This window comes from Pseudomonas sp. Z1-12, from assembly GCF_051132015.1.
Lineage (GTDB): Bacteria > Pseudomonadota > Gammaproteobacteria > Pseudomonadales > Pseudomonadaceae > Aquipseudomonas > Aquipseudomonas zanjanensis.
Genome location: NZ_CP071647.1, coordinates 4,017,081 through 4,037,696 on the forward strand (window position 1 = coordinate 4,017,081; position 20,616 = coordinate 4,037,696).

The window sequence follows — 20,616 nt, forward strand, 5'->3', positions numbered from 1 at the left end:
AGGCGGTCGATATTTCATTTACCTCATGTGGTGACAAGCGTTTACGGCGCCTGAATCTGTCAGTGAAGATGGATCGCCTTAAAGCTAGCGGTGTACGCTCAATGGTAAGCGCTAATGGCCTATTTCCAACACAGGGGGCACCAGCAGCGTGGACTGAACACACAAAATGGACCCGACCAGCCGCCAGTCTTGGCGTGTTATGCCTGGACCTGGATGGCTTCTTGGCGAAGAACGATGGTTGAGCAATCTTGCCGCTGCGCTCTTAAGTCTCGGATACATGCGAAGCACCATTACGTAGAAGCTAAAGCAAGGGCGATGCTGGCCGATAATCCATGCAAGAATGCCAGGGATCGTAGGCGTTTGATCTACTGGATCAACCTATCATGCAGCTCCTCCCCTTTCAGAGCCTGAGGGCGAAAATTGCGGTTATTGTCGCCCTCGCCGTGCTGGTACTCACTTGCATCTTTGGCAGTGTCATTGGCGCATCCGCGATTTCTAGGCATAAAGAACAGACAGGGCATCAGCTCGCTGAATATGCCGCCTCAATGATCGACCGGCTCGATCGTGACATGCACAGCCGCTCCAAGGAGCTCGGCGTCCTGAGCGCACTGGAGGCACTGCGCGACCCTACGAACATAGGCGAAGCAAGAAGGCTGCTCAACCACCTCAATACCCAGTTTCCGAGCTATTCATGGATCGGGCTCACCGACGCCCAAGGCACTGTCGTTGCTTCAACCGGCCGTTTGCTTGAAGGCGTCAGCATTGCGCATCGGCCTGTGTTCATGGAGGGGCAGGACAAAACGTTTGTCGGCGACGTACACGAAGCGGTAATGCTCGCAAAGCTTTTGCCGAACCCTTCGGGAGAAGCAATGAAGTTCGTCGACATCAGCATGCCCGTACAGGATAAAGCCGGAAGCTTTATCGGCGTACTGGCCACTCATCTTTCCTGGCAATGGGCTGCGGAAATAGGTCGAACCATGTTCGAGCCTCTGAAGAACAGCCTTCCCGGCTTGGAATTTCTGGTCATCAGCAAAGACGGTATAGTCCTGCTCGGCCCCAAACACCTGATCGGCAAACCTAGTGAGGCGGGCATTCACCACAACAGTGAAACTCGCTGGTCAGTCAGCCAATGGCAGGATGGAAAAACCTATGTGGTAGGAGCTGCTGAAAGCACAGGACTTGATGGCTACCCTGGTTTGGGCTGGACCGTTGTGACACGTCAGCCGGCAGAAGTCGCCTTTGCTGAGGCAAATGGCCTCCGCGCCGAAATACTTCTTTGGGGAGGCATGTTATCCATCGCTTTTGCTGTGCTTGGATGGTTCGTAGCCGGTGTCATTACTGGACCACTAAATCGAATAGCTGAGGCTGCTACGCTTCTCTCCGAAGGGGCCGATGCAGACATTCCGCTGGTGAAGGGCAGCATTGAAGTAGAAAAGCTAAGCATGATCATTCGGCACCTGGTTGAAAGCCTGACGCAAAAAAAGGGCCAATTGGCTCTCATCAAGGGGGTAGCCTATCGCGATACGGTGACAGGTTTGCCCAACCGCGCTGCGTTGGAGAACTACGTCAAGAATATAGAAAATGAGCTCGGTCAGCAGCCTGCTTTTGGCGTGTTATGCCTGGACCTGGATGGCTTCAAGCCAGTGAACGATCGTTTTGGACATGCCGTTGGTGATGCCCTGCTTCATGCAGTTGGCCTACGTCTTTTAGCAACCGTGCGCGACGGTGACATTGCGGTACGCCACGGCGGTGACGAGTTCGTCCTGCTGCTGCGGTTGAGGGCGGGTGAATCAATGGCAAACGTGCAAAGCGCTGCTCAACGCATCATTACAAAGCTCGCAGAACCGGTCCCGCTTGCAGGCGAGGTGATCAGAGTGGGCTGTAGTATCGGGGGTGCACTGTGGACCGAGGGCGACTTTGCTGACGCGTTGGGTAAGGCCGATGAAGCGTTATATGGAGCTAAGCGTGCCGGCAAATCCCAAGCGCAATTCCATGAGCCGGCAGGACTTACAAATAACCCAGTCAGCGAGATTGAGCCAGTGAAGGCCTGAGACAGGGCTGGCTTAAACCACGGGTCGAATCCCTCACTTCTCGATAATCTCGCCGCGCATCGGTACCAGCCGCGCGATCAGCCGATTTTGCACCGGCACCGGAACACGCTGTTCATCCATCGCAGCAATCAGGTCTTCAACCAAGGCATTAAAATCACTGCGGCTGATGTTCTGCCCTTTGTGACTCTCGGCCATGCTGTCACCGGTGTAGGTGCAGGGGCCGCCGGTTTCTAGGCAAAATTGCTCGATCAACTTGTCGCGCAGCCGCTCGATATCAATCTTGCGAAAGCGCTCTACGATACGTTCATCACGCGCGATATTCAGCAGCATGCCCTCGACGATCCGGGTGATCCCGGCCTGTGCACCGAGGTCTTGATAGAGCGAGTCGTCCCTGGACAAGGGTTGTGAGCAGGCGCTCAACAGCCCGATCAGCACCAGCAGGACAATGCGCATCAAAAACTCCCCTGCACCGAAAGATATGTGCCGTTCTGGCGGTCGAGCGTCGCGATTTCGCCCAGCCGCGCGTAGGCCAGCACCACCGACAGATGTTTATTGGGAAAGTAACCGACGAACAGATCAGCCCAGTCACTTTCCCCGGCAAAGGACAGGTTGTCCGGTTTCTGCCGATACTCGACGCCCAGTGCCCAGCGCGGATTGAGCAGCACCGCCAGGGAGCCCTCCTTCAGCACGCTACGAGTATCGCGACGGTCACCGCCGAACCCGAGCAACCCCAGCTCATTGGCACGGCTGTAGCGCAGGCTGCCATTGAGCAGCAGGTTGTAGCCAAACGCCCCGCCCATGAATAACCGACTGGCAGCCAGATAGCCTTCGGTGTCGCTGTCCCGCCTGGCGCCGACCAGGCTCGGGATCAGGAAGTTGTTCTGGTGTTTGTACTCCAGACCAAGGGAAACCTGCGGCAAATCGTCGTAGATCACGTCACCGAACAAACGCACCTTCATGGCAAAGATGTCTTGGCCGAGGTTATCGTCGGGCAGGTTCAGCTTGTTCACCAGCGAACCCAGGTCGAAACGCTGCCGGGCAAAAGACAGCTCGACCCGGTTGTCGTAGGCCACGGCCAGCCCGGCGACATCCAGCCGATAATCCGGCAGATTGACCGAGGTCGCGAACGCAGTCGCCCCCCACTCGTTTTTTTCGCCGTAACCGGCCAGCACTGCCCACGGCGTAATTCCGCCGCCGGCGGCACCCTCCAGGCTGGCGGCGCCACCGGTCGCGATCAAACGCCCGTCGTCGGCAGAAACGACCTGAAGGGCAAGTCCTGTGCAACAGGCGATCGATAGCCACAAACGTAAAGTCATGATGTTCAATGAACCAGCGAAGAATGAAGATTCAAAGGCAACGCCACCCAGGCCTCGAACGCCGCGGCGGTCAGCGGACGGCTGATCAGGTAGCCCTGCGCGGTATCGCAATGCCAACGTTCGAGTAACCTCAGGCTGTGTTCATATTCAACGCCTTCGGCAACGACCTTGAGCCCCAGGTTATGACTCATTTCGATGGTCGAGCGGACAATTACCGCATCTTCACTGGTGTCATGCAGGTCTCGGACGAACGACTGGTCGATTTTCAACTCTTGCACCGGCAGTCGCTTGAGGTGCGCCAAGGACGAATAGCCGGTACCGAAGTCATCCACCGACAGACTGATGCCGCAATCGCGCAACAGATGGAGATTCTTCAAGGCCCGCTCGGGCTCGCGCATGACAGCGCTTTCGGTGACTTCAAATACCAGCTGCTCGGCTGGCAGCCGATGCGTGCGCAGCAACGCCACGACCCGAACAGGCAGATCGTCGCTGATCAGGTCTTCGGCGGATATATTCAATGACAGTTGCAAGCGTAACCCTCGCCCATTCCACTCCGAGAGCTGGCGCATGCCCTCGTTGATTACCCAATGGGTCAGTGCCTGAATGCTTCCGGTCCGTTCTGCCAAGGGAATGAATTCGGCTGGAGAGATCGGGCCCAGTTGCGGATGCTGCCAGCGCAACAGGCCTTCAGCCTGGCGGACATGACTCTTCAGAATGTCCATCTTGGGCTGGTAATGAAGGAGCAGCTCACCGTTGTTTGCCGCGTGGCGCAAGTCTCGAATCAGGGCGATCTGGCGGCGGTGGGCCAAATCACGCCCGTGCTGATAAATCTGTAGATGACCTGGCATCTGCGCCGCGTCTTTCATGGCGATGGAGGCGCGTTCCAGCAGGGTCTGCGCGTTTTGCCCATCCGCCGGGAAGGCCGCTATTCCAAGCCTGCAGTCCAGGGCCAGGTCGTGGCCGTTGATGTGCTGGGGCTTGAGCAATACTTGCTGCAACCTGTCCGCCAAGGCGACCGCCGCATCGCTGTCCATCCCATCGAGCAGAACCAGGAACTCCTCGGCGATCAGATGCGCCACGGTGTCGCCAGGGTGCAACAGGGCTTGGGTTTGCTGGCCGGTCTGACGGAGCAGCCGGTCGACCGTTTCGGGGTCGACCGTTTCGTTGATGGCCCGCAGGTTATGGATGCCCATGCAGATCAGGGCAATCGGCCGGTTGGCGGCAATTGCACTGCCCAGGCGCTCCATGGCCAATGCGCGGTTGGGCAAGCCAGTGACGGGGTCATGGAGGGCGTTGTGGGCCAGCTGCTGCTCCCGCTCGGCAATGCCGCTTTGCATCGAATTGACGGCTTTGGCCAACACCCCGAGTTCATCCTCCCGCTCCAATACCACGGGGGTCTGGTAATCGCCTTGACCGATGCGCTCCGCCGCCAGGGCCAGTGACTTGACCGGACGCGACACACCTCGTGCCAACAGCAAAGCGCCGACCAACGAGGCGATCAGTGCGACCAGGGTAATCGCCAGGATTTTTTCGTCCAGCGGAGCAAACGCTTGCATGGCCACGTCCAGCGGACTCTGCAAGAGTGCTATTACTTGCCCATCGTATTCGCTCGAACCGTCAGCCAGCAACAGAAACTGACTGAGGAAATTGCGATCCAGGTGCTCCGTCAGTACCGCGCTGTTGCGGTTGGACGAGTTGAGCATCAAGCTGGAGACAGGCCCGCGCAGAACGTCTGGTTGCGTGCTGACAAGCTCACCAGGCCGTTGTTGATCAACGGCAAGAAACGAAACCTCAAGGTTGGTGAGTGAGCGCAACTCACTGGCAAAGGCCTTGTCCATGCTGAAACCCATCACCACCCTAGCAACAGGCAGGGGTGCGAGTACGGGCGTTTCCACCAACAGATGCGGTTTACCCTGCAACGGTACGATTACCATGGCCTGGCGCGCACGTTGTGCCAGGCGCAGCGCGCCATTGTACTGGAACAATGAACCTTCCGGCATGTTGTCGAGGGTACTGGCGAGCACCTCGCCGTCCATGCTCAGCAGAATCATGTCGCTGGCATTGATGCGCTTGCCATGGTTGACCAGCACTGAACGGATGGTTGCAGCATCCCGGCTGGCCACCGCTTCGCGAAAGCCGAAGTCGGCCGCCAATAACTGCACGCCATCGGCCAAGCGTCGGCCCTGCACTTCCAGCAGCCGCTCGAAGACGCGCGTACCGACGTCCAACTGCGCCTCGGACTGGCTACGCACCGCAGAACGGGTCGCCGCATTGACGCTGAAATACAACACGGCGATCACCCCCAGCGACAACAGGATCATCACCGCTGCGACTTGCGCCTGGAAACTATTGCGCAGTTTCACGAGCCGCTCGCTTGAATGTATCGCCGAAGGCAGTCGAAGCCGGAGCGGTTGCGGGCTGCTCAGGTAAAGGCTCCAGCGTCAGGGTGTAGTTCTGCTTGAGGCCGGCCGCAGGAAGTTTCACAGAACCGGCATCGATCGGTTGCATCCCCTTGAGCCGAGGATGCCAAAGCGTCACGCGGTACTCGCCGACTGGCAAATCGTTCAGCACCACATTGCCTTGGGCATCGCTGACGGCAAAACGCGGATCGTCGGTGACAAAGACGTAGCCGAGCATCCGGTCATGGATGTTGCAGCCCAATACCACCACGCCGGGCTTATCGAACAGCACCGGCTCGGAGGGGGTGCCCTCGTACAAGCGCAACTCAAAGCGCTTCGCCGGCGAAAACGAGTAGACCTGGTGGCGGATGTTGTCGCTGTTGGGGAATTTGATCGGGGTGCCGGTGTGCACCGCCAGCACATGGGGCGCAAATTGCTGGTTGCGCTGATCCATATTGGCGGCGGGAGGCGCCAACGGCGCACCGATCGGGCCTTGCAGCGTGACCACCGCGTCGGGCAGCCGCTGGCCTGTGCCTTCGTGCATCGCCACATCAAGCTTGGCCACCCCCGCCCACCCGACAGGGCACGCGAACAGTAACAGCAGTGCAAAAAGCGGGTTATTCCTGGACATGCCCATTCCATTGAAAACGAGGGTGAATCGTCCTGGTGACGAGACTCCTGATGGCGGCATCGGCAGTCACGCACTGATCGCCCATTTACCTAGGTATCGACCGCGTAGCAAAAACCTGAACAGGCAGGCCCGACATGACCGACTGCCGGCCTTGCGAGCCCCGCTGAAACGGTCGTTGATATTTTTATTCAGCCAAGTGCATCCAGTCCGCGTTCCAGAGGGTAGTACATGTAGCGGCCATGAACCGCTGCGCTGATCAGATTCTCAGGAGAAGCTTGTATGAACGCTAAACGATTGTTCTGCATTGTCGGTACTGCATTGACTGCCAGTTGCCTGTTCGTCGCGATGCCTGCTGCTTACGCGCAAGCAGGCTTGCCTGAAAGCATCAAGGTCCCGGCCGGGCATAAGGTCGCGCTCGAAACTGCAGGAGTCGGAGAAATCACTTATGAATGCCGTGACAAGGCCAATGCCGCAGGGCAGACAGAATGGTTTTTCATCGGCCCGAAAGCGCTGCTGAACGATCGAAGCGGCAAGGCTATCGGTACTTATTTCGGACCACCTGCAACATGGCAAGCCAACGACGGTTCGAAAATCACCGGAACCCAATTGGCGGTCGCATCGGTCAGCCCCAAAGACCTCCCCTTGCAGCTGGTCAAGGCCAACCCCGCCGAAGGGGAAGGCGCAATGAGCGGGGTCAGTTACATCCAGCGGCTGGCCGTCAAGGGTGGCGTAGCGCCGATGACCGAATGCTCCAGCGCCAACAAAGGCAAGCGTGAGGTAGTGAAATATCAGGCCGACTATATATTCTGGGCTGCCCAATAGAGCACGATCGACGGCCAGTGGTCAGGGCAAAGTCGGCTACTCTTCTCCCATGAATACCCCCTTGCCTCCGGGCTTGGGGTCATGTTGCTGCCAATGGCTGGAAACCTGTCCTTGCCCGAACCTTACTTTGACTATGAAGCCCACCTTGCGGCATGCGCCCAAGGCGACCAACAGGCGTTGCGCGCCTTGTACGATCAGGAAAGCGCACGCGTGATGGGCGTTGCTCAGCGAATCGTGCGCCATAAGGCGTTGGCGGAGGACATCCTCCATGACGTCTTCATCAAAATATGGACTCGCGCCGCCAGTTTCGATCCGACCAGAGGCTCGGCCCGTGGCTGGATATTCAGCATAACCCGACATCTGGCCCTCAATGTCGTGCGCGACAACGCCAGGCAAATTCAGCTCGTCGAGCACAGTGAAATGGCCTCGGACGCGTTGGCGTCCGTTGACGCGTCGAACAGCGACACGTTTGAGTACTTGGCTCGTTCAGGCCGTATCTATACCTGCCTTGAACGATTGGAGCCGGCCCGGCGCAACTGCATACTTCATGCGTACGTGGACGGTTATTCACATTCCGAAATATCGAAAAAAGTGGGCGCACCGCTGGGAACCGTAAAGGCGTGGATCAAACGTAGTCTGGTGGCGTTGCGGGAGTGCATGGGATGACGACGAGCGCAGAGGATGATCTTCCCGAAAACATCGAAGAACTGGCGAGCGAATATGTGCTGGGGACACTGCCGGCCGATCAGCGCAAGCAGGTTCGACAGCGTCTGGCGCACGAACCCGCCTTGCGCGACGCGGTCGATGCCTGGGAGCAGCGCCTGGCTGCCTTGACTGAGCAGGCAGAACCGCAAACACCTGGGCCCCTTGTCTGGAGGCGTATCCAGAACAGCCTGGACAGCCATGGTCAGCGAGCGCCGAATGCCCCACGGTCGAGATCATTGTGGGATTTTCTTCCGTTATGGCGCGGGCTCGCCGGGGCAGGCATCGTTGCAACATTGCTACTGGGAACGCTGCTACTGACGCGCACGAACGCGGTCAGCCCAACCACTTACCTGGTGGTGCTGGTAGCGCCGCAAAACCAGGCACCTGGATGGGTCATTCAAGCGACCGACTCCAAGGAAATTCAACTTATACCGCTGGCGGTGGCTCAGGTCCCCAGCGATAAAGCATTGCAATTCTGGACCAAGGCGGATGACTGGAAAGCGCCGGTATCCCTGGGTTTGGTCCGGCCTGGACAAACGCTGTCGGTCCCGCTCGATAAACTACCGCCGCTGGAGCCCCATCAACTGTTTGAACTGACGCTGGAAAATCCCAATGGCTCGCCGACGGGGAAACCCACGGGACCGGTGCAGTTCATTGGCCGCGCTGTGAAAGTGATTTGACAGACTATCTTCAGCCGCCAGAACGTTGATGGCTTTCCATAAGTTTACGTCTAGTCAGTAAGCTAACCAAGGCCAAGTAGGTGGTTTCATAAAGCTGCCTCGTGGTGATCTGCATTTTTCCCCGGGGCCCGGGGGGGGGGCTGGATGCCTCCAAAGACGACGCACCCGGATTCGCCCATTCCCACAATAGCAAAACGTCATATTTGACCAAGCACCATGGAAATAGGTACAAGAATTTGAAACGCAGGACTGCAGGACTTTCGAAATACCTGTACGGACATTCAATTAAACTTCTAAAAATTTCCGGGCCGATTTTTATAGGAAAATCCCTGATAGGCGAGTCCCCCGTGCTGCGGGAGATTCGTAAAGTATGAGGGATTGCGGTGTTTATGAAGGGTCGGGGCGTCAGCTGCCATCGTTCGGAGAATACGATGTGGAGTCGATCAACCGGTACAGCGCGGCGCCGGAGACTCGAGTTCAGATCCTGCACAGCACAGAGGCAGGCATTCACGTCATGCTGTAGAGGTGGGTTAGGCGCCCTGCTTTACGAAGGGGAGCTGGCGCGATTTCCGCAATCGGCTCTGCTGGACGTACGTTCCCCCGCCCTGGTGCTTGCTGAGAGGGCGGTTCAGTCTGTATCCGCAGAGTGTAACCCGAAGTTTCGTGCCACAGATAATACCTATAATCCTCCATAATACTCCAATGGCACGGGAATGGGTACATATCTTGACCTACATCAACCAACGCACGAGCCATCTTCTGCCACTGTAAGGAGCGTAGAACGCCAAGCAACACCGGTAGCGTGCGCTACGCTCAGTTCACTATTAACTCATCGTAATGAGATCGCGCTATAAGAGAACCTATGCTATTGCTAACTGCTTTCTCTGTGTCACTGGGGCGATGGCGGTTGCCAAGCGAAGACGGCCCAAGATTAAGCTCTGCACAGCCACTCATCGCGTCCGCGGATCACCAAACTAATTTTTGGACTTCCTTGGATCTGCTGCACGCGGACTGTGCGTTCCTCCTGGATTGTTCCGTCCTCTTTGTGGATCTTCAGCGAGGCTGTTTTACCTTGAAAAAACTGACTGGCCATTGCCGTTATCTGTAAGCGTTCGGGCAATACACGCTGCTCACCAGTTTTATATTTTGATCAAGGTGACGTGCTCGCCGAATTTAAACTTACTATACCCCTGAAGAATCATACCGTTTGACAAACCGACGCTCGTCGACCGCGTAACCTTGCTGCTGATAAAAAGTGTGAGCCTGTATTCGGTGGTCACTGCTAGTCACCTCAGCCCGGACGCAAAGTTGCTCTGTAAAAAACGCGTCAGCAGCGGAAACTAGCATTGCCCCTACTCCTTGTCCTCGGAAGTCATCATCAATGACAAGGGAGGTAATGCGTCCGAGCCTACCCGGCTGATGAAACAGTTCAAGTACGTGTAAACTTATGACACCGATAATGTTTTTACCGTCTTGTGCCAGCAGCACGGTATCGCGAGCGCTAAATTCTAACGCCTCAAGCTTATCTCGGATTAGCTTTGGCGAGGCTTGGTAGCCTAACTGGCCCAGGAGTTTGGACACCGATTTTGCATCGGTTAGTAAGGCTTTTCGAACTTTCATATTGTTCTCAACTGGGTATTGCACAGGCTTGCCCACCATTTGTATTCGACTTGACCTGTCGTTTGCATCGGACTTAACCAGCACACTTGGTGACTTAGACCGGCAGAAAGCGACCCAAAGCCGTCAGTCGACCTGAGGGCATAGGTTAGATGATTTGAACCAGAGGACTGCGGAGTCGACATGAACATGCTTCTGCTTTTGAGGCAGGAAGGGCGTATCAAGCGTGCCCAACGCTATCGAGACCCAGTCGGCAAACTTACCTTCAGATCGTGACCAGAACAGAGTCGAACCGCAGTCCATGCAGAACTCGCGTAATACCGTCTCTGACGAAGCATAGGTTTTGATGCTGGTGGAACCGCGAAGTATTCGAAGCGCGCTACGCGGAATGCTGCCGTACGAAGCGAATGCTGCCCCGTGACCTTTGCGACACTGGCTGCAATGACAATGACTCACTGCTTTTGGTGAGACGAGTAGCTCGTAACTGACGGCAGCGCATAAGCAGCTTCCTTGGTATACCTGTGTCATAGGCTGTTCCGTGCAGGTGAGAAGCGCCAGCGTAACCGTCCCAGTCCAATCAGTCGACCGACCGCTATTGGCCGATTTCGTTGAAGATGCGAAGAGATGGGCAAGTGCAACGCAAATGCTTGGTCAAGAGGAGTGCAATTCCCCACCTGTAGTGACACACCTTTTGGCCACTACGTCGGTCGCCAGTGATCGGGTAACAATCGACCAATTTCACTCGACCGCTGCGTCGGAAGGCGAGTGAGGACGTCCTTCAGGTAGGCATACGGATCATGCCCATTCATGCGCGCAGACTGGATCAAACTCATGATCGCCGCCGCCCGTTTTCCACTGCGAAGCGAGCCGGCAAACAACCAGTTTGAGCGTCCAAGCGCCCATGGTCGGATCTGGTTCTCCACCTGATTGTTGTCGATGGGCACGGCCCCATCTTCGAGGTAGCGCGTGAGCGCTGCCCAGCGTTTAAGGCTGTAATCCAGGGCCTTGGCCGTTGCTGAGCCATTGGGCACAAGATCGCGCTGGGTCAGCATCCAGTCCTGCAGCGTTTTGATGATTGGAGCTGCCTTGTCCTGGCGTATTCGCCAGCGATCCTCATCGCTCATGTCCCGAGCTTGACGTTCGACTTCGTACAAGCCGCCAATCGAGCACAGCACTTGTTCAGCCAGTTGGCTTTTGTTCGCCACGTGCAGATCGAAGAATTTGCGGCGGGCGTGGGCCATGCAGCCAATTTCGGTGATGCCTTTCTCGAAACCGGCTTTGTAGCCAGCGAAATCGTCGCATACCAGCTTGCCGTTCCACTGCCCAAGGAAGTTGCGCGCATGCTCGCCTGCACGGCTGGGACTGAAGTCATAAACCACAGCTTTGAGAGCCGAAAACGGCGTGGTGCAGTAGGCCCAGACGTAAGCGCGGTGAGTTTTCTTCTCGCCTGGCGCAAGCATCTGAACCGGAGTCTCATCGGCGTGGATCACGCCCTGGGCCAACACTTGTTCACGCAGCGCATCGACCAGGGGCTGAAGCTGCACGCCAGTTTGGCCCACCCACTGCGCCAGTGTCGAACGCGGGATAGCCAGACCGGCACGACCGAAGATCTTCTCCTGCCGGTACAGCGGTAAATGGTCGGCGAACTTCGCCACCATCACATGGGCCAACAGGCCTGCGGTCGGGATGCCCTTGTCGATCACTTGGGCCGGTACAGGCGCCTGGATCAGTGTTTCGCACTGGCGGCAGGCCCATTTTCCACGCACATGCTGCTCGACGGTGAACACGCCGAGTGTGTAATCGAGCTTCTCGCTGACGTCTTCGCCAATGCGCTGAAGTTGGCAGCCGCAGACGCACTGGGTGTTTTCTGGCTCGTGACGGATCACTGTACGTGGGAACTGCGGTGGCAGTGGTGCACGCTTGGGCTTCTGACGTGGCTCGGCCGGTGCGGTCGGCGGATTGGCTGCCTTCAGCTCGGCTTCGATAGCTGCGATATCGGTATCGAGCAGATCGTCGAGCAGACTGCCTTGGTCGGGGCTCAGTTGCTCGCTGCGCTTGGCGAACTTGTGTCGCTTGAGGATGGCGATCTCGTGAGCAAGTTGCTCGTTGACCGTTTCAAGGCGTTGGATCTTCTGGCCCATTGCGTCGACCTGGGACAGTAACTGCATAGCTTGTTCAGCTAAGGCGCGAAGCTGTTCCGGTGTCATCTGGTCGAGGTTGGGCGAGGAATTCATGCCGCTGATTGTGCCAGAGCAGGCGATCAGCGGCGATAAACCGATGGGCTAATGGCAGGTGCTAAAGCACTGTGATCGCGCCGCCCGCGCCAACTCGTTGCCAAGGCACCCCTAACACCAAGGCCTGAAGTTGCTCGCTGTCGAGTTCGACTTCCGAGCCGTACCGAGTACCTGGCCAGTGAAACTTGCCCTGATTCAGCCTTCGCGCCGCAAGCCAGATACCCACGCCGTCATGCACCAGAACTTTCATCCGATTGGCACGGCGATTGGCAAAGAGATAAGCACAGTGCGGCTTCGCCGCACCGAACACAGCAATGACCCGGGCTAACGCGGTCTCGGTACCGGCACGCATGTCCATCGGTTCAGTGGCAAGCCAGATGGCGTCGATGCGAATCATCGCAACAGGTCTCGCAGAAAGGTGGCACAGGCGGCAGCGCTTTCAGCCGGCCAGTTCACTTTGACGGTGCCACGCGGGTGCTGGATTTCAACGCAGATGCTCGATGACGCCGCTTGCGAATGCCCTCCGGCTAGCTGCAAGGGCAGCGGAATGAAAGCAGGTTGCAGCGCCATGGCTTTGTTCGTTTGCACTCGAATCCATTTATGGACGAGGTTCGCGTTGAGGTTGTGGTGCTGCGCGACGCTAGCAATCGAAGCGCCGGGCTGGGCGCACTCTTGGACAACCTGGGCCTTAAAGGATTTGGAATAGGAACGGCGTTGTGGCTGCATGGAAAGACCCGCTAAAAAGGCTAGAAATGGTGTCCACTTAAATTAGGTGGACACCATCGCCTTTGGCGTCGGGGTCAGGAAGGTGTGTTGCCCAGACACTTACCCTGCACCGAAGTCAGGTTGAATTTGTCCAGCTAAGGAGTGAGGGCGTGAACGTCAATTGGGAAGGAATATTGCCGATTAGAGGTGAGGTTATCGTCATAGAAGATGACCCAACCTTACAATCGCTACTGACCGACATCCTGGCAGAGATAGGCGCTACGACAGTCGCATTTGATATGGCGGATGACGCGTTAACCTACCTGCTAGAAGCACACAGTAAATGCCTCCTCGTCATTGCAGATCATGGCGTCCCAGGGCAGGTTCAGGGCACCGAATTTATTGAAATGATCAGGGGCAGATGGCCGCATATCGCGGCAATTCTGACCTCGGGATACCTTATCGACCCTACCGCTGTGCCGACAGAGACGGTCTTCATGCACAAACCTTGGTCACTGGACGATATGGTCGTTGCCGTGGCCGGGCTCATTCAACCGGGCTTCCCCATCACCAAAACCTGAGACGCACGCTCATCGGGGCCTGAACCCATAGGATGACGCTTGCGCACCAGTTGCACTAATGCCTCGTCACATCCGCTACGCGAGCTAGTATCGTCATGCCCCGATGAAGGTGGCTCAAGCATCAGATCATGTACAGACTGTAGACGTCTTCTGGTGACCGCCGTTATTGGGCTGGCAGGCTACACTCGATGGCGAGGATTCAGCAGGACGATTTCTTGCCCGCCACATTCTCATGATAAAGAGTAGCGATCCCCCAAGCAGGAGAGAAAATGATGTCAGACGATATCGTCCAGTACAGGGACATCGTAGTTATCGGCGGGTCAGAGGGAAGTATTGAGCCATTGAAAGAAATTCTCGGTGGTTTGCCACCGGAATTCCCTGCCGCAATTTTGATCGTTTTGCATACTCACTCTTCAAGCCCAAAGATGATGGCGACCATTCTTCAGCAGTCCTCATCTATGCCGGTAGCTTATGGCGCAAATGATGATGCTATTCTCCCTAGCCGTATATACCTGGCTCCGCCGGACAAACACCTTGAGGTTTTGGCTCCTGGCTTGGTTTTTTTAAGTGACGGGCCGAAAGTGAATTTTAGTAGGCCTGCAGTTGATCGTCTGTTTCAGACTGCTGCTGATGTCTTTGGCCCCCGAGTGATCAGCGTGATCATGTCCGGCAACGGGACTGACGGAGCAGACGGAGCGATTGCGGTTGGGGCGGTGGGTGGTTTGAACCTCGTTCAAGACCCGAACGAGGCTGACGTAGCGAGTATGCCTGTTGAAGCCATCGTTAAGGATGACCCGGACGCGTTAGTCAAAGCTAGAGCATTAGCTACCCTTTTGGTTCACGCCGTTAAGCGTTCTCTCAGACCGATTAACCGTGGATAAAGGTTTGGCTTTCGCCGCTGTGCGCCTCATCTGAGATTCACAAATCATTTGAATTTTTCCCGACCTGATAAGTCCGTTAGCTATGAGCAAAAGGAGCCACTCATGGATAACAGCCTGTTCGTCATCGCCTACAAGCTTCACGGCGAGCCAAAATCCTTCATCATCCGCAGCAAAACGATGCGAAACGCAGACGCATGGCATTGGGCAAGCTGCGATGTAGGCATTACCCCTATCCCTAAGCCAGGCCGTCCGCCAATGAAATTGGTCTCAAAGCCTCAAGCTGAAAAGTACGGCGTCACTGATGTCACATGGCGAGCGAGCGGAGCTCAGTAGCTTCAGGCTTCAATCCTGACGCCATCTGGATTATCAGTCTTTTGGCGGACAGCTACGTCTCAAACTAGGCAGGTGCCTAATCCGTTAGGCATTGTGAGACTAGCCTCATCATGCTGAACGCGTTCTTGCATTCTATTTACGAAAAGATGTGCTCCGAATCGCTGGACTCTAGCGACGGAATACACAGCTAACCCTTGGCCGTTCTAGATTTACAGAGGCAATAATGTCACCCTTCGATCTACAGCGGATGTTGATAGATGAGTTCCCTTTGTCGTTCTTGTTAGAGGTTGGCTTCCGAGCAACCTTTGCCTTTCTCGCTGTTTTTCTATTCTTAAAATCAAGCGGTCGGCGGGGCATAAGACAGCTATCCCTCTTTGAGCTCGTAGTTATTCTGACTCTGGGCTCCGCTGCCGGGGACGTGTCCTTTTACCATGACGTCCCGCTGTTGCCAGTAGCTGTGGTTTTTCTAACGCTTCTGCTCCTTTACCGCACTACCGTGCTGATCATGACGAAGAGCAAGAAATTTGAAGCGTGGATTGATGGTTTGCCTGTGACAGTAATCAGCGAAGGCCAATACGTGCTCAAATCGTTAGAGAAGCTGAACATTTCATCGAGCGAACTGCTGATGGAGTTGCGGCAACAAGGCGTTGAACACCTAGGCCAGGTGAGGTTGGGGCTAGTGGAGACTGACGGCGATATCAGCCTTTATTTTTTCGACCAGGAAGACCTACGCCCGGGGTTATCCGTTCTTCCTGTGGAACATCGTGCAGAATTCAAAATAGCACCTACTCCTGCACTCTATTGCTGTGTGAATTGCGGTTTCGCTACGCATCTTCAGGAACAACAAGGCGTACATTGCTCCCGATGCGACCATAATATCTGGTCAACAGCGTTAAGCAGTCGAAGATGCAGGTGATGGTACGGAGGCCAATACCAACCTCAGCCCCCCCTACTGAAAACAGATGACCGGTGAAAAAGCTCACGGAGCGTTATTCAAACCAACATCTGAAACTGATTCAGGCGGCTAGCGGGAAAAAATCGAGAACCAAAAGAGCCCGCAGGGCTCCTTTGTATTCAATATCCGATCACTTGGTCAGCCAAGACTCAACTGTGTCTGAGCCATGTTCGGCCTTCCACTCTTTCAAACCTTTATGATTGCCACCTTTAGTTTCAATGATCTCACCGGTGTGCGGGTTTTTATAGACCTTCACCTGACGAGCTTTGCGCGCGCCACCTTTTGGAGTCGCCGCTGGAGCGCGTCGCCCCACCTGCGGATCAAGCAGATTGATCACGTCTTTTAAGCTGTAGCTGTATTTTGCGAGCAAATCGCGGAGCTTCGTTTCAAACTCAATTTCTTTCTTCAGGCCTGCATCGCCTTTCAGGGCCTCTAGGGCCTGGAGCTGCTCGGCAAGGTGTTTTTCGAGCTGACGGAATTCTGCGAGTTTGGACATGGTAGGTCTCGTTTTGATAATTACCTAAGATTGTATTGCAGATCTAGGGCTCGCGCCCGGCTTGTAGAAGTCGGAATCAAAAATTATGGATCGGCAACCGTTATGGCTGAGCCATAACTCAAAATAATTGGTTTACCGGTGCCGCTGAACGCTCCCAAAACACCGCGCCCCTGTCCGAATCCAGTGCCATCGCTCCACTAAATGCGCTCAATGCCCCCTATTCAGCGTGCGCGCAGCATAACGGCAGCACGAACGCGCTGAATACCAAACACAGTCATACGAAGGAATTCTTCATGGCTAACCGGCAAGTGCTGGCAATCCAAGCTGCGTTTCAGCTTGCTATGGTCAATATCTGGGTCATGCAGGTACACGAACTCATCGTCGCAGCCCGTAATGATCACCCAGTGCGGGGCTTTCAAACGGGTGAATCGATAGCTGCTAATCAGTACCACTGGCTTGAATCCGGCCTCTAATGCAGCGCCGACATCCAGAGTAGAGGCCAGAACCTGTTTAACACTTGTTTCAGTCAAGTCTTGGGCAAACCCTTCCTCAACCAGCTTCATGATGGACTTCTTCTGCGGGCTACGTACGCCGTGCAAAAAAAGCGAGCCCAAATGACTAACTTCCAGACGCACATCATAACCGCGTCGCCATGCCGCCAATGCCATTCCTTGGGGGCTGCAGCCACCGTGCCCTGCTGTCATGAAGACGGTGGTTGCCTCGCGCCACAGTTGTATCTCCTCCGAGCGACTCATAGGACGGCTCACGTCGATCGCTGCCATGGCCATTAGCAAACACGCAGCGCCGCAGGTGAAATCGGTGGTCTGCTGGTAATAGGGCACCTGGCGTGCGGGCGATGGAGCATTACACAGGATGCGTTTCTCGTAGCGCAACGCCTCAGCGTGGTCTTCGTAGTAGTTCTCAACGATTGCGAATCGATGGAACCCATTCGCTTCATAGAGTCGAATGGCGGCGAGGTTATCAGCGCGCACCTCCAACCGCAGCCATGCGCAATTGCGCGCTAACGCGCAGGCCTGGGCCTCATCCAGCAGACGCTGGCCAAGGTTATGCCCTCGCCATGCGGGGCTGACGGCAATGGAATACAAGCGTCCAAGCGAAGTGCCTCGGTGAAAAAGCACCAGGGCATATCCGGCAAGTTTTTCGCCCGAGGTGGCGACGATCAGAGATGCATTGGCTCGACTGAGCATCCAGCTGAAGTTGCGCTGATTGAATCGGTCAAGCGTAAAACATTCCTGCTCCAATTCGACCAGATCGTCGACATCGTCCATCGATGCAAAGCGAAAATCAAAAGACATGGCAACACCGTAATTTTTGAGTAACGAACCGGGACAGGCCGAGAAGCCCGTGATTTATTGAAGCGGCGTCTTCTTCAACAGGGATCCATTACTCATGTCAGCGGTGCAAGCCAACGTGAACGAAGTATTAGACAAAACCGAGCATTCGACAATCTCCCTCAGTGAGGAACCTCCCAGTCTCAAACACTCAGGGAGTCGACTGCTGATCCTCGTCGAGCGTAAGGATGACTGGGCCGATTACCTACCCAGCGAGAGCCTGATGCTCGCTCAGGATTACCTTGAACACAGTGATGATTTTCCTCACCGTACCCAAGTCATCAACCTCTGCCGCAACTACAAATACCTCGGCCAGGGTTACTACTGCTCATTGCTGGCCGAGGCCCGCGGGCACAAGGTTTTCCCCTCGATACGCACCGTCAGCGAGCTGGCACGCAAAGCGCTTTACGGCGTCGGGCTGAATGATCTTGAGCGCACGCTGGAGGGAGCGCTGGCCAACCACCCCTATGGGGAAACCGAAGCTTTCACGCTGTCGCTGTACTTCGGCAAGGCATCGATTGAACCGCTGCAAGAGATCGGTCGCCAGCTGTTCGAGGCCTTCCCCTGCCCCATCCTGCTGGTGGAATTTCGCAGGGGCGAGACGTGGCAGATCGCAGGTATCAAAGCTGGGGCATTGCACAAGCTTCGAGACGAACAACAGCATGTCTTCGCTGACGCGCTGGATGCCTTCAACCGCAGGACTTGGCGACAGCCTGCATCCAAACGCGTTGCCCGATACGACCTGGCCATCCTGCATGATCCTGCTGAGGCGCTACCACCTTCCAATCCGATGGCATTGGAGCGCTTCATCGACGCCGGCAAACAACTGGGTATCGATGTCGAGCTGATCGAGAAAAAGGATTATGCGCGCCTCGCTGAATTCGACGCGCTGTTCATCCGCGAAACGACACGAGTGGATGATCACACCTATCGGTTTGCGAAGAAGGCTGAAAGCGAAGGACTTGTGGTCATTGACGATCCGTCGTCAATTCTTCGCTGTACCAACAAGGTTTACCTCGCCGATCTGTTGAAGCGTCGGGGCCTGGGCATGCCGGCAACGGAAATACTCTACAAGGATCGTCCTAAAGAGCTCGAGAATGTCGGGCGTCGTCTGGGTTTCCCTTTGGTGCTGAAGATTCCCGATGGTTGTTTCTCACGAGGCGTCATCAAAGTCATCGACGCGCAAGCATTGGCCACTGCTGCCCAGGAGTTGTTCGAGCATTCCGTGCTGCTGCTTGCCCAGGAATATTGCTACACCGAATACGATTGGCGCGTCGGCGTGCTGAACGGCGAGGCGCTTTACGCTTGCAGATACTTCATGTCCAAGGGCCATTGGCAGATTTACAACCACAAGGCATTGCCTGGGGAAATCAACGGGATGTGCGAGGCGGTGCCCGTGGATCAGGCCCCACCCGAAGTTGTGCAGCTTGCCGTAAAAACGGCCCGCCTCATCGGTGATGGCCTCTACGGCGTCGACCTCAAGCAAGCGGGTGATCGGGTATTGGTGATCGAAGTGAACGATAACCCTAACCTGGACGCCGGCATCGAAGACGCCGTGCTGGGTGACGAACTCTATCGGCGCGTACTGCAGGCCTTCACGCAAAGGCTGGAACTGAAACACCGTGGCCAGGCGTGGTGACCGATGATTGAAGGTTACGCCATTCAGTCTGGCTCCCTGTGCTGCGCATCAGAAGAGGATGCGAGTATCTGGCTGTCTGTCGCCCCGGACGCAGCCGAGCAATCCGAGTTACAGAGGCGCTTGGGCATTGGCGCTCAAGCGATGGAATCGTCCCTCGATCCTGATGAGGTGGCTCGAATCGAGATCAAACCAGATCACCTGTTCCTGATCTGGAAGCGCCCGGAAAGCTTTGATGGGCGAGCATTCAATGTCTCATCGTTCGGCGTGGTGTTGAGTGAAAAGCGGCTGGCGGTGATTTGTGCGAGCAACTCGCTGCTGTCCAGTCTTGAGCACAATCTGCAAATGACTGGCCCAGTGGATGTGTTGATGGCGCTACTCGCTGAAAGCGTTCATCACTACCTCGGGCATTTGAGGGTAGTGAAACAAATTGCTCGAGAGATTCAGCACCAATTCACCCGAGCGATGGACAACCAGCAGCTGGCTCAAATGTACAACCTGAGCGAAAGCCTCGTGTACTACGTGAATGCGATTCAAAGTAACGGAGCGGTTCTGACGCTGCTGCGAAACTATGGCCAGCGACAAGGCTTCAGTGACAGCCAGCTGAATTTGCTTAACGATCTGATTGTTGAAAACGAACAAAGCTATCAGCAGGCCAAAATTCACGCGAAGGTGTTCGCCAACCTGATCGAGTCGCACGGCAACCTTGCGAACAACAGCATGAATCGGGCCCTTCGTAAGCTCACGCTGATCAACGTGGTTTTCCTTCCTCTGAACCTTATCGCCAGTATCGGCGGAATGTCGGAGTTCAGCATGATGACGTCCGGCGTTCCCTGGTGGATGTCCTTTCCTGTACTGATCATGTGCATGGGTTTCGTCGGTGCGGGAATGGTTTTCGCATTGCGGCGTATGGCGTAACGAATTCGCTTTCCTAATGGGTATATCGCTCAGGAGCAGACGATGCAATCTTCGGATATCGGTATGTTGATGCTGGTTGTGATTGCAGTGGCGGGTAGCTTGATCAGTATTTTAGACCATCGATCTCAATTCAAAGCCTGCGCGCCCAAACCACCATCAAAAGAAGAACCCATTCGTATCAACCGACAACCCTGATGCTGATTGCTCTCACCATCGGGCTAAGTCCTATGACAGAAATAGCGCCGACCTTTGGAGGTTTCTCTGCGCGAAGTATCTCTTATCAAACTGGGAACCAAAGGCGTCT

General features: G+C 55.7%; 22 protein-coding genes and 1 pseudogene. 11 read left to right on the plus strand and 12 right to left on the minus strand.

All coding sequences use genetic code 11. The features are described 5' to 3' along the window. Window positions 1-383: 383 nt before the first annotated feature. A complete protein-coding gene (locus J3P85_RS16900; protein ID WP_434702546.1) occupies window positions 384-2,051 on the plus strand; it encodes a sensor domain-containing diguanylate cyclase in 1,668 nt (555 codons plus the stop codon). Window positions 2,052-2,084: 33 nt separating this feature from the next. On the opposite strand, the gene J3P85_RS16905 is transcribed toward J3P85_RS16900, so the two are convergent. Genes J3P85_RS16905 through J3P85_RS16920 form a run of 4 tightly spaced genes read right to left on the minus strand, consistent with a single transcriptional unit; the run spans window position 2,085 to window position 6,397 of the window. Continuing rightward, complete coding sequence (locus tag J3P85_RS16905; protein ID WP_434702548.1) at window positions 2,085-2,504, minus strand: group I truncated hemoglobin; 420 nt, start codon at window positions 2,502-2,504, stop codon at window positions 2,085-2,087. Next, window positions 2,504-3,367 (minus strand): DUF3034 family protein, encoded by an 864-nt coding sequence (locus tag J3P85_RS16910; RefSeq protein WP_434702549.1) that lies wholly within the window; start codon window positions 3,365-3,367, stop codon window positions 2,504-2,506. The genes J3P85_RS16905 and J3P85_RS16910 overlap by 1 nt, the downstream gene beginning before the upstream one ends. Before the next feature lie 5 nt (window positions 3,368-3,372). After that, on the minus strand, window positions 3,373-5,730 hold the full coding sequence (locus J3P85_RS16915) for an EAL domain-containing protein (protein ID WP_434702551.1): 2,358 nt from the start codon (window positions 5,728-5,730) through the stop codon (window positions 3,373-3,375). After that, window positions 5,714-6,397, minus strand: coding sequence for a methylamine utilization protein (locus tag J3P85_RS16920; RefSeq protein ID WP_434706395.1), 684 nt, complete (start codon window positions 6,395-6,397; stop codon window positions 5,714-5,716). The genes J3P85_RS16915 and J3P85_RS16920 overlap by 17 nt, the downstream gene beginning before the upstream one ends. Window positions 6,398-6,676: 279 nt before the next feature. Here J3P85_RS16920 and J3P85_RS16925 point away from each other — a divergent pair, with 279 nt between their 5' ends. The 3 genes from J3P85_RS16925 (at window position 6,677) to J3P85_RS16935 (ending at window position 8,604) form a co-directional block, all read left to right on the plus strand. Then, the gene (locus tag J3P85_RS16925; RefSeq protein WP_434702552.1) at window positions 6,677-7,219 is read left to right on the plus strand and encodes a DUF3455 domain-containing protein; all 543 of its coding nucleotides are present in this window, start codon (window positions 6,677-6,679) and stop codon (window positions 7,217-7,219) included. Between the two features lie 111 nt (window positions 7,220-7,330). After that, window positions 7,331-7,885: a sigma-70 family RNA polymerase sigma factor gene (locus tag J3P85_RS16930; protein ID WP_434702554.1), complete on the plus strand. Its 555-nt coding sequence runs from the start codon at window positions 7,331-7,333 to the stop codon at window positions 7,883-7,885. Next, window positions 7,882-8,604, plus strand: a complete 723-nt coding sequence (locus J3P85_RS16935) for an anti-sigma factor (protein WP_434702555.1) — start codon at window positions 7,882-7,884, stop codon at window positions 8,602-8,604. Before J3P85_RS16930 ends, J3P85_RS16935 begins: the two co-directional genes overlap by 4 nt. A gap of 974 nt (window positions 8,605-9,578) precedes the next feature. Here the strand turns inward: J3P85_RS16935 and J3P85_RS16940 are convergent. The 6 genes and pseudogenes from J3P85_RS16940 to tnpA all read right to left on the minus strand — a co-directional run. After that, window positions 9,579-9,718: pseudogene (locus J3P85_RS16940) on the minus strand (DUF2188 domain-containing protein); the annotation flags it as partial. Between the two features lie 68 nt (window positions 9,719-9,786). After that, window positions 9,787-10,224: a GNAT family N-acetyltransferase gene (locus J3P85_RS16945; protein ID WP_434702556.1), complete on the minus strand. Its 438-nt coding sequence runs from the start codon at window positions 10,222-10,224 to the stop codon at window positions 9,787-9,789. A 123-nt stretch (window positions 10,225-10,347) separates the two neighbouring features. After that, entirely contained in the window at window positions 10,348-10,749 is a 402-nt protein-coding gene (locus J3P85_RS16950; RefSeq protein WP_092147704.1) for a GFA family protein, read from the minus strand. A gap of 170 nt (window positions 10,750-10,919) precedes the next feature. Further along, window positions 10,920-12,455, minus strand: coding sequence for an IS66 family transposase (gene tnpC / locus J3P85_RS16955; RefSeq protein ID WP_434702557.1), 1,536 nt, complete (start codon window positions 12,453-12,455; stop codon window positions 10,920-10,922). A 61-nt stretch (window positions 12,456-12,516) separates the two neighbouring features. Further along, entirely contained in the window at window positions 12,517-12,852 is a 336-nt protein-coding gene (gene tnpB, locus J3P85_RS16960) for an IS66 family insertion sequence element accessory protein TnpB (RefSeq protein WP_305385121.1), read from the minus strand. Continuing rightward, window positions 12,849-13,181, minus strand: a complete 333-nt coding sequence (gene tnpA, locus J3P85_RS16965; protein WP_434702558.1) for an IS66-like element accessory protein TnpA — start codon at window positions 13,179-13,181, stop codon at window positions 12,849-12,851. The genes tnpB and tnpA overlap by 4 nt, the downstream gene beginning before the upstream one ends. Before the next feature lie 149 nt (window positions 13,182-13,330). Here tnpA and J3P85_RS16970 point away from each other — a divergent pair, with 149 nt between their 5' ends. From J3P85_RS16970 to J3P85_RS16985, 4 genes are all read left to right on the plus strand, one after another. Then, window positions 13,331-13,741 carry a response regulator gene (locus J3P85_RS16970; RefSeq protein ID WP_434702559.1) on the plus strand — a complete coding sequence of 137 codons (411 nt, stop codon included), beginning with the start codon at window positions 13,331-13,333 and terminating at the stop codon, window positions 13,739-13,741. A 269-nt stretch (window positions 13,742-14,010) separates the two neighbouring features. Next, complete coding sequence (locus J3P85_RS16975) at window positions 14,011-14,622, plus strand: chemotaxis protein CheB (RefSeq protein ID WP_434702560.1); 612 nt, start codon at window positions 14,011-14,013, stop codon at window positions 14,620-14,622. Between the two features lie 102 nt (window positions 14,623-14,724). Continuing rightward, window positions 14,725-14,955, plus strand: a complete 231-nt coding sequence (locus tag J3P85_RS16980) for a DUF6555 family protein (RefSeq protein ID WP_434702561.1) — start codon at window positions 14,725-14,727, stop codon at window positions 14,953-14,955. Window positions 14,956-15,178: 223 nt separating this feature from the next. Beyond that, entirely contained in the window at window positions 15,179-15,871 is a 693-nt protein-coding gene (locus tag J3P85_RS16985; RefSeq protein ID WP_434702562.1) for a DUF421 domain-containing protein, read from the plus strand. A gap of 169 nt (window positions 15,872-16,040) precedes the next feature. Here the strand turns inward: J3P85_RS16985 and J3P85_RS16990 are convergent, their stop codons facing one another. Together J3P85_RS16990 and J3P85_RS16995 are read right to left on the minus strand one after the other, a co-directional pair. Beyond that, on the minus strand, window positions 16,041-16,406 hold the full coding sequence (locus J3P85_RS16990) for a histone-like nucleoid-structuring protein, MvaT/MvaU family (protein WP_434702563.1): 366 nt from the start codon (window positions 16,404-16,406) through the stop codon (window positions 16,041-16,043). 221 nt (window positions 16,407-16,627) lie between these two features. Beyond that, window positions 16,628-17,722: a GNAT family N-acetyltransferase/peptidase C39 family protein gene (locus J3P85_RS16995; RefSeq protein ID WP_434702564.1), complete on the minus strand. Its 1,095-nt coding sequence runs from the start codon at window positions 17,720-17,722 to the stop codon at window positions 16,628-16,630. A gap of 94 nt (window positions 17,723-17,816) precedes the next feature. Here J3P85_RS16995 and J3P85_RS17000 point away from each other — a divergent pair, with 94 nt between their 5' ends. From J3P85_RS17000 to J3P85_RS17010, 3 genes are read left to right on the plus strand one after another with little or no spacing between them, the layout of a single operon-like run. Continuing rightward, window positions 17,817-19,397: a RimK family protein gene (locus tag J3P85_RS17000; protein WP_434702565.1), complete on the plus strand. Its 1,581-nt coding sequence runs from the start codon at window positions 17,817-17,819 to the stop codon at window positions 19,395-19,397. 3 nt (window positions 19,398-19,400) lie between these two features. Next, on the plus strand, window positions 19,401-20,312 hold the full coding sequence (locus J3P85_RS17005; RefSeq protein WP_434702566.1) for a magnesium transporter CorA family protein: 912 nt from the start codon (window positions 19,401-19,403) through the stop codon (window positions 20,310-20,312). Between the two features lie 42 nt (window positions 20,313-20,354). Next, a complete protein-coding gene (locus J3P85_RS17010; RefSeq protein WP_434702567.1) occupies window positions 20,355-20,507 on the plus strand; it encodes a hypothetical protein in 153 nt (50 codons plus the stop codon). Window positions 20,508-20,616 lie beyond the last annotated feature (109 nt).